The organism is Nocardia coffeae (genome assembly GCF_019890715.1).
GTDB classification, from domain to species: Bacteria; Actinomycetota; Actinomycetes; order Mycobacteriales; family Mycobacteriaceae; genus Nocardia; species Nocardia jiangxiensis.
Genome location: NZ_JAINZY010000008.1, coordinates 133,527 through 145,086, shown reverse-complemented (window position 1 = coordinate 145,086; position 11,560 = coordinate 133,527). Strand labels below are relative to the sequence as shown.

Genomic DNA, 11,560 nt, shown 5'->3' with positions numbered 1-11,560 from the left:
ATCTGCGTGGCAACGTGTCACGGTGCTGCGGTAGGGTTTCCGCGCATGCCTGGGGGGACGACCGCGACAGGGCGCTACGGCGACCCCGGGTGCGGAAGGAGGCAGCGATGACGTATCCCCCCGGCTCGGACCCCTACGGGAATCCCACGCCACAATCGCCCGACTCGCCCGGATGGGGACAGTCCGGCGGATATCAGCAGACACCCGATGCCGGATGGGGGCAGACCGCCAACGCGTACCCCGTCTACCAGCAGTCGCAGCCCGGTTATCAGCAATCGGCCTATCCGCCGCCCGGCGACCCGCAGCAGGGGTGGCCGTCGCAGCCGCAGCCCGGCTGGTCGGCTCAGCCCGGATATCCCGGGGGATTCCCGCCGCCGCGCCGCAACAACACGGCTCTGATCGCCGGTGGCGTCGCCGGTGTGGTGGTGCTGGTGGTGGTCGCCGTCGCCCTGGTCGTCGTGCTCAATCGGCATTCCGGCGACGACACGTCCGCGAGCCCGTCCAGCCCGTCGCTGGTCTCGGCCACGAGCAGCTCGTCCACGACGACCACCACGACCTCGTCGGCGGGCCCGTCCGGCGGCCGGTTCAGCTACACCGAGTACTCGCACGACTGGAATTTCACCCTCGGCGCGGTCCACCTGCATGCGGACTGGGTGGAGGGCCGGGACCATTCCAGCTGCTCCGATATCGAGAACAACGGCAAACTGACCGGTCTGGGCTGCCAGTACGCGGCGGAGATGGTGTACAAGGCCGAGAACGGCGGCGTCATGCTCACGCAGTACGTGCTGGGCACCACCGCCAGCGAGGACTCACGCAAACTCGCGACCCAATACGCCGACGACGACCTGAAGATGCGACCCGGCAGCTATATCGCCCATTTCGCCGTCGGCAAGTGGCAGACCAAGTCCCAGGGCAACTTCGTGGTGCTCACGGTGGTGACCGCGACCAGCGCGGTCACCGAGGACACCGCGAGCAAGTACATGCACTACATGGAGGCCGACATGGCCAGCGCGCTGTTGTTCCGCTGACCCGCCGGTACCCCTCAGAGCCCGCCGGTGGCCAGCAGACCGCCGTCGACCCGCACGACCTCACCGGTGATCCAGGCCGCTCGATCCGAGACGAGGAATGTGATCAGTGCGGCGACGTCCTCCGGATTGCCCAGGCGCTTCATCGGATACGCCGCGGCCGCGGCGTCCTCGTCCGCGGAGTAGAGCGCGTCGGCGAACTTGGTCTTGACCACCGCGGGCGCCACGGCGTTGACCCGGATAGCGGGACCGAGCTGCCAGGCCAGTTCCTCGGTGAGCCGGATCAGCGCGGCCTTCGACGCGCCGTACGCGGCGATCACCCCGCTGGAGCGGATCCCGGCGACGCTGGCGACGTTGACCACCGCACCGCCGTTGACGCCCATCCACGCCCGGTACGCCTCCTGGACGTAACCGAGCGCGGCGACGACGTTGACGTCGAAGATCTTGCGGACCGCGTTCAGATCGGCCTCCATGAGCGAGCCGTACACGGGGTTGATGCCGGTGTTGTTGATCAGGATGTCCAGCGCGCCGAATTCGGCGATCGCGGTGGCCACCGCATCCGCTCGCGCGGTGTCGTCGCCGGAATTGCCCGCCAGCGCAACGACCTTTCCGGCATGGCCGAGACCGCGCAGTTCGGTGGCGGTCTCCTCCAGCGGTTCGGCTTTGCGGGCGGTGATCAACACGTTCGCGCCCTGGGCCAGCAATTCGGCCGCCACCGCCTTGCCGATGCCGCGGCTCGCGCCGGTGACCAGCGCACTCTTACCCTTCAGGTCATCGCTCATAACCTCGCACGCTAGCCGATGACCGCGTGCGCCCGATAGGTCCGGCCCCATCGGCGAATCGCGGGTGACGGCGCGCGGCACATCGATCGGAGCGAGGTTCCGGCGGGCCCGCCGGACGGCCGTAGTGGTGCGCGTTACGGCGGCCGATCGGCAGGGTGCGTAAAATCGGAGATTCTCGTGCGTTCTGTCGACGCACATCCGAGCTATCACCCCGTGACCGTACGACTATTTTGCTGAGGAGACTGTTGTGATCACCGCGACCGACCTGGAGGTCCGGGCCGGAATCCGCACACTGCTGACCGCGCCCGGTTCGGCGCTGCGGGTGCAGTCGGGCGACCGGATCGGGCTGGTCGGGCGCAATGGCGCCGGTAAGACGACCACGCTGCGCATCCTGGCCGGTGAGGGGGAACCCTATGCGGGCACGGTGACCAGGTCCGGCGAAATCGGTTATCTGCCACAGGATCCGCGCGAGGGCAATCTGGACGTGCTGGCCCGCGACCGGGTGCTGTCCGCCCGCGGCCTGGACGCGCTGATCCGCGATATGGAGAAGCAGCAGGCGCGCATGGCCGAGGTGGCCGACGACGCCGAACGCGAGAAGGCGGTGCGCAAGTACGGCCAGCTCGAGGACCGGTTCTCGGCCCTGGGCGGCTATGTCGCCGAGAGTGAGGCCGCCCGGATCTGCAACAGCCTGGGCCTGCCCGATCGCGTGCTGAACCAGCAGCTGCGCACCCTGTCCGGTGGGCAGCGTCGGCGCATCGAACTGGCCCGCATCCTGTTCTCCGCCTCGGACGGTTCGGGTGGCCGCAGCGATCGCACGCTGCTGCTGGACGAGCCCACCAACCACCTCGACGCCGATTCGATCACCTGGCTGCGCGGATTCCTGCAGAACCACGACGGCGGCCTGATCGTGATCTCCCACGACGTGGATCTGCTCGCCGACGTGGTGAACAAGGTCTGGTTCCTGGACGCGGTGCGCGGCGAGGCCGATCTCTACAACATGGGCTGGAAGAAGTACCTCGACGCTCGCGCCACCGACGAGCAGCGCCGGGTGCGCGAACGCGCCAATGCGGAGAAGAAGGCCGGCGCACTGCGCGCACAGGCCGCCAAACTCGGCGCCAAGGCCACGAAAGCCGCTGCGGCACACCAGATGGCCAAGCGCGCGGACCGGTTGCTCGCGGATCTGGACGAAGTGCGCGTGGCCGACAAGGTGGCCCGGATCAAATTCCCGGAGCCCGCCCCCTGCGGCCGCACCCCATTGATGGTGACGGACCTGACGAAGCTGTACGGCTCGCTGGAGATCTTCACCGGCGTCAGCTTCGCCGTCGACCGGGGCAGCCGCGTGGTGGTGCTCGGGCTCAACGGCGCGGGTAAGACGACCATGCTGAAGCTGCTGGCGGGAGTGGAGACTCCGACCGCGGGCGGGGTGGAGCCCGGCCGCGGCCTCAAGGTCGGCTATTTCGCCCAGGAGCACGACACCCTCGAAGACAACGCCACGGTCTGGGAGAACATCCGGCACGCCTCGCCGGACGCGGGCGAGCAGGAGCTACGCAGTCTGCTGGGCGCGTTCATGTTCTCCGGTCCGCAGCTCGAACAGCCCGCGGGGACGTTGTCCGGCGGTGAGAAGACCCGCCTGGCCCTGGCCGGACTGGTCTCCTCGGCGGCGAATGTGCTGCTGCTGGACGAGCCCACCAACAACCTCGACCCCGTCTCGCGCGAACAGGTGCTGGACGCGCTGCGCAGTTACGCCGGCGCGGTGGTCCTGGTGACGCACGATCCCGGCGCGGCCGAGGCACTGAACCCGGAACGGGTCATCATGCTGCCCGACGGCACCGAGGACCACTGGTCGCAGGACTACCTGGAGCTGATCCAGCTGGCCTGAGCTAGGACAGGTTCTCGCGGGCCTGTTCGTAGCCGCCTTCGAGGATGTCGCCGGGCCCGTAGACGGTGTGCACCACGCCGGTCTTGAAGGTGGCCGAGCGCAGCAGGGTCAGTGGCAGCGGCGTATCGGCCTCCTCGAACAGGCGCATGCCCGAGCGCATCGCGATCGGGTGCACGAGCAGGTGCAGTTCGTCGATCAGCTTCGCGGACAGCAACTGTCGCACGACCGATACCGAACCGCTCAGGCCGATATCGCCGCCCGGCTCCTGCTTCAGCGTGGTCACCGACTCGATCAGATCGCCCTGCAGCACCTCGGAATTGCGCCACTGCAGGTCGATGTCGCGGTGGGTGGCCACGATCTTGCGGATGTCGCCGAAGTGCCGGGCCATCTCGGCGTCCGGGCCGCCCGCGTGCTCGCGCTCGGGCCAGGCGGCGGCGAAACCCTCGTAGGTCGTGCGGCCGAACAGCATCGTGTCGGCGGTGCCCATCTGATCGCTGACCGCGGCGCCCATCTCGTCGTTGAAGTACGGGAAGTGCCAGTTCTGCGGGTCGGCGACGACGCCGTCGAGCGCGATGAACAGTCCTGCGGTGATCCTGCGCATGGGGGGCTCCTGAAGTTCGTTCGGTGTGGTCTCGGTTGTGCAGACGGCGTACGACGCCGAAAATTGTCGCCGATGCCGATTCCGGACAATTTCGTGAGGTTGATCACATGGAAGCGTTGATCACTGCATGCTTGTAGTTCTAGCCTTGAATCAGGCTGCAGGGCGACCGGAGGAAGCCATGAGTGACAGGCCCACACAGGGGAAGTCCACGCTGGGTAAAGGGACGCGCGTGACCGGAAAGTCTCGCGACCGCTTGCAAACCCAGCTCAAGAAGCAATACGAGGCGGGGGCGAGTATCCGCTCGCTGGCACGCGAGACGGGCCGCTCGTACGGGTTCATCCACAACGTGCTCGTGGAGTCGCATGTGCAACTCCGCAGCCGTGGTGGCGCGAATCGCCGGAAGGCCGGGGCGAGTAAGTAATTCGCTCCGCGAGGCGCTCATGCTCGCGGCACGCTTGCGTCACCGAGCACGAGATACCCTGCGAGACTGCGGAATATCGGCAGGCCGGTCTTGATCTCGAGATACGCGAACTGCCCCTGGGGGTTGACCTCCAGGAAGTAGTACTCGCCGTCGGTCCCGAGGCGGATGTCCAGGACGCCGAAGGTCAGTCCGAGCGCGCCCATCACGGTGGCGATGGATTTACTCACCGTGGCGGGCAGTCGTTCGGGGGTGAAGTCGACCGAGGTGTCCAGGCGCGAATCCACGCGTCCCACACCGGATTGCGAGTCGATGCGCACGGTCCACTCGACCCCGTCGATCCAGACCACGCGCAGATCGCAGTCGGCCTCGACATAGTCCTGGAAGGTCGTGGGCGCGGAGCGGATCGTTTCCAGGCGGGTCAGGTCCGCGGGCGTGACCACCCGGGTCTCGGAGAATTCCGCGCGTCCGGTTCCGGTGCGCTTGTAGACCACCGGACCCGGCCGTGAGCCGACGAAGCTGCGCGCCTCGTCCGGATCGTTGGTGACCAGGGTTTCCGGGATGACGAATCCCGCGCGGCGTGCGGTCTCGAGTTGCACGATCTTGCGGGTCGCGGTGCGGTCGGTGCCGGGATCGTTGACCCAGACCGCCGGAATCGACCACAGCAGTCCCTGCAGGAAACCGTCGCACTCGGCCTGCCGGTAGTCGTCGTCGGCGCGGCGCACTCCACTGGGCACCACGGCCTGATGCGGCCGCCGCCACCACACCGAACCGACCTCGTCCAGGCCGCGCAGGTTGGACAGCGAGCGCGCGGTACCCGCCCGGTCGAGCCGGAAACTGCCGGTCTCGCGCGGGAAGTCGCGCATGTCGAGACGAATCGGGTTGACGCCGTGGTGCTTTCGGAGGGTCGCAGCCATCGCGTCGGCGTGCAGGTCATCGGCTTCGGTGACGATCAGCACGGACCCCGTCGCGCGGGCCATCGGAGGCGGAACCTCTCAGTCGAGGCTGTCGCAGGTCATCGCGTCGTCGCTGAGCGCGAACGAGCGAGTCTGGCTGCGAGTCATGGTGACACCGCCGACGGCGGGATCGGTCGGCAGCTGCAGATCGCGGGCCCAGCGTTCGGTGAGGCGGGCCAGCAGATCATCGCCGCGGGCGGGAGAGTGCTGCTGCGGCAACGTCATCGGGCGGTCGGTGAGTTCGATGCGCAAGCGCCGGGTGAAGTCCGCGGTAGCGCCCGGCCGGATGCGCACCTGCACCGGCCGCGCGGCCGGATCACCGTCGCCGTACGGCATCCGGGATCCCACCAGATCGATGCCGAGAACATCTGCTCGATCGAAGGTCCACGTGCCCTCGCTCACGCGCACGCTCACCGCCCGCGTCGATTCGGCTATCAAATAGCCGGACAGTAGCGGCGCAACCTCCTGGCTATCTTGATGCGATCCCGGGGAGGTGGACACAGGGGGATGGACAGCGTCAGGCATGGGGCTGGTCTCCGATCTGCTCGCGGTTTGCCACGGAAGCCGAGCGTGCCCTGGATCATATCGCGACCGGCCTGCTGACCGGTCGGCAACGAAAGATTTCGGGTGCCCGCTATTCCGTTGGCAGCGACGCGGAATGTGCTATCGCCGAGAGTCTTTCGGTTGACCGCTCAACGCGTTACAGACCGAGGACGTCCGCGGACTCGGACAGTTCGCGGAACCGCTCCCGCGGATTCGGCACGAGTTTGCGTGCGGTGAGATCCATCAGACCGGTGACGACGCGGAACTCCGCGGATACCGTCCCGTCGAGTTTCCGGATCTGCTGATTGATCCGGAATGCCTTGCCCTCGCCCCATTCGAATTCACAGGTGATCGTGACCTCGTCGCCCAGATGCAATTCGCGCAGATGCCGGACGGTGGATTCCAGAATCACCGGGCCCAGTCCGGCATGCAGCATCTTGTCCGGAACCAGACCGGCCGCGCGCATCGCCTCCCAGCGGGCGTGCTCGGCGTACTGGTGGTACACGGCTTGATTCATATGGCCGTTGACATCGAGCTCGTAGCCGCGCACGGTGACGGGGACAGCAAAGGTCATACCTTGGCGAACGTGCGGTGCATGCCCGCTATTTCCGGTCCGGAAGTGGTATCGGACACGATTCGCCCAGACCGGTCGGAATTCCTTTCATCCGGCCCGCACGGCGATGACAGTCCGTGCATGTCGGCATTCAACGCAATGACGCAATGCGTGCATTGTTGCATCGAGTGCCATCGCAGGGCTGTTTCGCCGCTCAGCCCTTGCGGCGCACCGAGGCTTCGACCAGGTCGAGCACGGCCGTGAGATTGTCGTTGGTATGTCCGGAGGCGATGCGGGCGATGAGCCCGTCGAGCACCAGATCCAGATAGCCGAGCAGCACGTCGGTGGGCACGTCGTCGCGCAGCGCGCCCGCGGCCTTGCGGCGCTCCAGGCGAGCCAGCGTGGCGGCGGTCAACTCGGCCGAACGCTGGGTCCAGCCCGCGGCGAACTCCGGATCGGTCCGCAGCCGCCGGGCGATCTCCAGCCGGGTGCCGAGCCAGTTGTACTGCGCCGGATCGGCCAGCATCTCGCGCATGACCTGCACCAGACCCTGCGTGGCGGCGATATCGGCCATCCGTTCGGTGTCCTCCTGGGCCAGTGCCAGGAACAACGCGTCCTTGTCGCGGAAATGGTGGAAGATCGCGCCGCGCGACAGGCCGATGGCCTCCTCCAGACGACGTACGGTGGCGCCCTCGTAGCCGAATTCGGCGAAGCACCGCCGTGCCCCGTCCAGGATCTGGCTGCGCCGGGCGGCGAGATGGTCCTCACTGACCTTGGGCATGGGCTCCTCCAGCGAAAATACAGCGCCCTGCGCCGGGATCGACCGGGGCAGAGTTCAACGGTACAAGGTCGGAGCGGGTGCATCTGCCGATGAGATGTGCACCCGCCCAACCCCGTTGGGAAGCGAGTCGTACCAGCGGGTGGCGACCGGCCCGTCGTTCGACGGTCGAAACACGGGTCTCGACCGTCGAACGACGAGCCTCGGGAGGTCCTACGCGTTGATCATGTTGCGCAGGACGAACTGCAGGATGCCGCCGTTGCGGTAGTAGTCCGCCTCACCGGGGGTGTCGATGCGCACGACCGCGTCGAAGGTGACCTTGTCGCCGTTCTCCTTGGCGGCGGTCACCTTCAGGGTCTTCGGCGTCTTGCCCTCGTTCAGCTGGGTGATCCCCTCGATGTCGAAGGTCTCGGTGCCGTCCAGCTTCAACGACGCGGCCGACTCGCCGGCCGGGAACTGCAGCGGGATGACGCCCATGCCGATCAGGTTCGAGCGGTGGATGCGCTCGAACGACTCGGTGATGACCGCACGCACACCCAGCAGGCGGGTGCCCTTGGCGGCCCAGTCACGCGAGGACCCCGAACCGTACTCCTTGCCGCCCAGCACGACCAGCGGGATGCCCGCGGCCTGGTAGTTCTGCGAGGCGTCGTAGATGAACGCCTGCGGGCCACCGTCCTGGGTGAAGTCGCGGGTGTAACCGCCCGAGACGTCGTCCAGCAGCTGGTTGCGCAGGCGGATGTTCGCGAAGGTACCGCGGATCATCACCTCGTGGTTGCCGCGCCGCGAACCCAGCGAGTTGTAGTCCTTGCGCTCCACGCCGTGCGCGTCCAGGTACTGCGCGGCCGGGGTGCCCGGCTTGATCGGACCGGCCGGGGAGATGTGGTCGGTGGTCACCGAGTCGCCCAGCAGCGCCAGCACGCGCGCGCCGGTGATGTCCTCGACCGGGGCCGGGGTCATCGACATGCCCTCGAAATACGGGGCCTTGCGGACGTAGGTCGAGTTCTCGTCCCAGGCGAAGGTGTCGCCCTCGGGGGTGTTCAGACCCTTCCAGCGCTCATCGCCCTCGAAGACGGTGGCGTAGGACTTGGTGAACATGTCCCGGCTGATCGCCGACTTGATGGTGTCGTCGATCTCCTGGGGCGAGGGCCAGATGTCCTTCAGGAAGACGTCGTTGCCGTCGGTGTCCTTGCCCAGCGCGTCGACCTCGAAGTCGAAGTCCATGGTGCCCGCCAGGGCGTACGCGATGACCAGCGGCGGGGAGGCCAGGTAGTTCATCTTCACGTCGGGGGAGATGCGGCCCTCGAAGTTGCGGTTGCCCGAGAGCACCGCGGTGACCGACAGGTCGTTGTCGTTGACCGCCTTGGAGATCTCCTCCGGCAGCGGGCCGGTGTTGCCGATACAGGTGGTGCAGCCGAAACCGCCCACGTAGAAGCCCAGCTTCTCCAGGTACGGCCAGAGGCCGGCCTTCTCGTAGTAGTCGGCGACCACCTGCGAGCCCGGGGCCATGTTGGTCTTGACCCACGGCTTGGAGGCCAGGCCCTTCTCGACCGCGTTGCGCGCCAGCAGCGCGGCGCCGATCATGACCGACGGGTTCGAGGTGTTGGTGCAGGAGGTGATGCCCGCGACCACCACGGCCCCGTGGTCGAGCACGAAGTCACCGCGCTCGGGATCGGAGACCCTGACCGGCTTGGACGGGCGGCCGGTGTTGCCGTTGGAGGCATTCGGGATGACCGCGCCGTCGTCGGCGAAGCTCAGCTCGGCCGGATCGCTGGCCGGGAACGACTCCTCGATGGCCTCGTCCAGCTTGGAGTGCGGGGCGGCCTCGGGGTCGTCGGTGTAGTTGTGGATGTCCTTGCGGAAGGCAACCTTGGAGTCCGACAACAGGATTCGGTCCTGCGGGCGCTTCGGGCCGGCGATGGACGGCACCACGGTGCCCAGGTCCAGTTCCAGGTACTCCGAGTACGCGGGCTCGTTGTCCGCGTCGTGCCACAGGCCCTGTTCCTTGGCGTACGCCTCGACCAGCGCGAGCTGCTCGTCGGTGCGGCCGGTCAGGCGCAGGTAGTTGATGGTCTCCGCGTCGATCGGGAAAATCGCTGCGGTGGAACCGAATTCGGGGCTCATGTTGCCCAGGGTGGCGCGGTTCGCGAGGGGCACCTCGGCCACGCCCTTGCCGTAGAACTCGACAAACTTGCCGACCACGCCGTGCTTGCGCAGCATGTCGGTGACGGTGAGCACCACGTCGGTGGCGGTGACGCCGGGCTGGATCTCACCGGTGAGTTTGAAGCCGACCACGCGCGGGATCAGCATCGAAACGGGCTGGCCCAGCATGGCCGCCTCGGCCTCGATGCCGCCGACGCCCCAGCCCAGCACGCCCAGGCCGTTGACCATCGTGGTGTGCGAGTCGGTGCCGACGCAGGTGTCCGGGTATGCCTGGCCGTTACGGACCATGACGGTGGGGGCCAGGTACTCGATGTTGACCTGGTGCACGATGCCGACGCCCGGCGGGACGACCTTGAAGTCGTCGAAGGCGCCCTGGCCCCAGCGCAGGAACTGGTAGCGCTCGCCGTTGCGCTGGTACTCGAGGTCGACGTTGCGCTCGAGCGCGTCGGCGGTGCCGAAGATGTCGAGGATGACCGAGTGGTCGATGACCATGTCGGCGGGGGAGAGCGGGTTGACCTTGCTCGGGTCGCCGCCGAGGGCGGTGACGGCTTCGCGCATGGTGGCGAGGTCGACGATGCAGGGCACGCCGGTGAAGTCCTGCATGATCACTCGCGCGGGGGTGAACTGGATTTCGGTGTTCGGCTGCGCGGAGGGATCCCAATCGGCAATGGCCCGAATGTGATCCGCGGTGATGTTGGCGCCGTCCTCGGTGCGGAGCAGGTTCTCGGCGAGGACTTTCAGTGCGTAGGGGAGTTTTTCGGTGCCGGGCACGGCGGAGAGGCGGAAGATCTCATACGACCGATCTCCGACCTCGAGGGTGCCCTTTGCGCCGAATGTATCGATGGTCGTCATACGTTCAGCTCCACTCGTCGGTGAGGTGGCCGTCGGCGGGGCTGTGCCGACGGCTCCGGTCGAGGGCCGATAGCTGTGCGCCCTCATGCTGCCTAGGCTAACAGTACGCTTGTCCTGTGAAACATGCGGGGGCGCACCGCGCGGCGTGCCCGCAAACATCATGCACCGGTCGCGTACTGTGCATCCATGCGTTTCGGCGCAGCCTCGCTTCTCGTGCCCCCGCGGCGCGAATCATGTGACATGTGTTTGGAAGCCAGTCGCCCCGGTTGGCGACTCGACGAGACCGGATGGAAGATGACCGTCACCTTTGCCTCGGTTGGTACCCCCAGGGCCGCGGAGATTCCGCCCGAGGTCGATGTGCACACCATCCTCGCGCAGTTGGCCGCGGATCACGTCTCCGTTCCCAAGGGTGACGATCCCTCGGATCTGGAGTCCGTGGTCGCCGATACCCGGGATCAGGGGATTCCGCTGACTGTGGTGGTTGTCCCGGGAAATCCGTCGCCGGATTCGAGTCTGCGCGACCTGGCCACCGTGGTCGGCAAGTCCGAGCACGGCACGGTCCTGGTGCTCAGCGACGACTGGGCGGGAACCTACAGCGACACCTACAGCCGCTACCGCCTGGAGAAGGCCGAGGACATCGCCAAGAACCGGCACGGCGGGCACAGCGTCGAGGCGACGCGCGCCTTCGTGCAGAGCCTCGAGACGAACGGTCTGGTCTCGTGGCCGGTGTTCACCTACGTGCTGTTGCTGGGCCTTCTGGTGGTGACCGGCGGGTTGTATCTGGTCAAGCGCCGTCGGTCACAGGTCGTGCCGGAGCATGCCGCGGGCGATCCGGTTCACTGAGCCGGTCGAGGTAGTCCGGATCGGCGTCGTCGGCCGCGGAAGATCCTCCGTTCTGGTCGCTCGTCGCAGTGACGACATTCGTTGTTCCGCCCGGTTCGGGCGTGGATGTACCGGCTCCGGGCTGCCGAGCCGGAACGGCATGTCGCTGGAAGACGCGCCCGGCGCTGTGA

Annotated in this window: 11 protein-coding genes; 4 read left to right on the top strand and 7 right to left on the bottom strand. The window is 67.2% G+C overall.

Annotated features, from left to right (window positions below; translation table 11 throughout):
* Window positions 1-107: 107 nt before the first annotated feature.
* Window positions 108-1,028, top strand: a complete 921-nt coding sequence (locus K7711_RS27330) for a hypothetical protein (protein WP_222972323.1) — start codon at window positions 108-110, stop codon at window positions 1,026-1,028.
* Window positions 1,029-1,042: 14 nt separating this feature from the next.
* On the opposite strand, the gene K7711_RS27325 is transcribed toward K7711_RS27330, so the two are convergent.
* Window positions 1,043-1,807 carry an SDR family oxidoreductase gene (locus tag K7711_RS27325; RefSeq protein ID WP_222972322.1) on the bottom strand — a complete coding sequence of 255 codons (765 nt, stop codon included), beginning with the start codon at window positions 1,805-1,807 and terminating at the stop codon, window positions 1,043-1,045.
* A 247-nt stretch (window positions 1,808-2,054) separates the two neighbouring features.
* Here K7711_RS27325 and K7711_RS27320 point away from each other — a divergent pair, with 247 nt between their 5' ends.
* Window positions 2,055-3,686 (top strand): ABC-F family ATP-binding cassette domain-containing protein, encoded by a 1,632-nt coding sequence (locus K7711_RS27320; RefSeq protein ID WP_222972321.1) that lies wholly within the window; start codon window positions 2,055-2,057, stop codon window positions 3,684-3,686.
* 1 nt (window position 3,687) lies between these two features.
* Here K7711_RS27320 and K7711_RS27315 read toward each other — a convergent pair whose 3' ends face one another.
* Window positions 3,688-4,287, bottom strand: coding sequence for a dihydrofolate reductase family protein (locus K7711_RS27315; RefSeq protein WP_222972320.1), 600 nt, complete (start codon window positions 4,285-4,287; stop codon window positions 3,688-3,690).
* Between the two features lie 178 nt (window positions 4,288-4,465).
* On the opposite strand from K7711_RS27315, the gene K7711_RS27310 reads away from it, so the two are divergent.
* Window positions 4,466-4,708: a helix-turn-helix domain-containing protein gene (locus K7711_RS27310; protein WP_040824715.1), complete on the top strand. Its 243-nt coding sequence runs from the start codon at window positions 4,466-4,468 to the stop codon at window positions 4,706-4,708.
* A 17-nt stretch (window positions 4,709-4,725) separates the two neighbouring features.
* On the opposite strand, the gene K7711_RS27305 is transcribed toward K7711_RS27310, so the two are convergent.
* The 5 genes from K7711_RS27305 to acnA form a co-directional block, all read right to left on the bottom strand.
* Complete coding sequence (locus tag K7711_RS27305) at window positions 4,726-5,685, bottom strand: MvdC/MvdD family ATP grasp protein (protein ID WP_222972319.1); 960 nt, start codon at window positions 5,683-5,685, stop codon at window positions 4,726-4,728.
* 15 nt (window positions 5,686-5,700) lie between these two features.
* Window positions 5,701-6,063, bottom strand: a complete 363-nt coding sequence (locus K7711_RS27300; protein WP_235747865.1) for a hypothetical protein — start codon at window positions 6,061-6,063, stop codon at window positions 5,701-5,703.
* Window positions 6,064-6,361: 298 nt separating this feature from the next.
* Window positions 6,362-6,778: an acyl-CoA thioesterase gene (locus K7711_RS27295; protein WP_222972317.1), complete on the bottom strand. Its 417-nt coding sequence runs from the start codon at window positions 6,776-6,778 to the stop codon at window positions 6,362-6,364.
* 193 nt (window positions 6,779-6,971) lie between these two features.
* Window positions 6,972-7,538 carry a TetR/AcrR family transcriptional regulator gene (locus K7711_RS27290; protein WP_040824708.1) on the bottom strand — a complete coding sequence of 189 codons (567 nt, stop codon included), beginning with the start codon at window positions 7,536-7,538 and terminating at the stop codon, window positions 6,972-6,974.
* Window positions 7,539-7,748: 210 nt separating this feature from the next.
* Window positions 7,749-10,547, bottom strand: a complete 2,799-nt coding sequence (gene acnA / locus K7711_RS27285; protein ID WP_222972316.1) for an aconitate hydratase AcnA — start codon at window positions 10,545-10,547, stop codon at window positions 7,749-7,751.
* A 294-nt stretch (window positions 10,548-10,841) separates the two neighbouring features.
* On the opposite strand from acnA, the gene K7711_RS27280 reads away from it, so the two are divergent.
* Window positions 10,842-11,390, top strand: coding sequence for an Rv1476 family membrane protein (locus K7711_RS27280; RefSeq protein WP_222972315.1), 549 nt, complete (start codon window positions 10,842-10,844; stop codon window positions 11,388-11,390).
* Window positions 11,391-11,560 lie beyond the last annotated feature (170 nt).

Bases quoted from the DNA above. Each gene is read 5' to 3' on its own strand.
- K7711_RS27295 (WP_222972317.1), bottom strand. From the start codon at position 6,778: ATGACCTTTGCTGTCCCCGTCACCGTGCGCGGCTACGAGCTCGATGTC.
- acnA (WP_222972316.1), bottom strand. From the start codon at position 10,547: ATGACGACCATCGATACATTCGGCGCAAAGGGCACCCTCGAGGTCGGA.
- K7711_RS27310 (WP_040824715.1), top strand. From the start codon at position 4,466: ATGAGTGACAGGCCCACACAGGGGAAGTCCACGCTGGGTAAAGGGACG.
- K7711_RS27315 (WP_222972320.1), bottom strand. From the start codon at position 4,287: ATGCGCAGGATCACCGCAGGACTGTTCATCGCGCTCGACGGCGTCGTC.
- K7711_RS27305 (WP_222972319.1), bottom strand. From the start codon at position 5,685: ATGGCCCGCGCGACGGGGTCCGTGCTGATCGTCACCGAAGCCGATGAC.
- K7711_RS27280 (WP_222972315.1), top strand. From the start codon at position 10,842: ATGACCGTCACCTTTGCCTCGGTTGGTACCCCCAGGGCCGCGGAGATT.
- K7711_RS27330 (WP_222972323.1), top strand. From the start codon at position 108: ATGACGTATCCCCCCGGCTCGGACCCCTACGGGAATCCCACGCCACAA.
- K7711_RS27325 (WP_222972322.1), bottom strand. From the start codon at position 1,807: ATGAGCGATGACCTGAAGGGTAAGAGTGCGCTGGTCACCGGCGCGAGC.
- K7711_RS27290 (WP_040824708.1), bottom strand. From the start codon at position 7,538: ATGCCCAAGGTCAGTGAGGACCATCTCGCCGCCCGGCGCAGCCAGATC.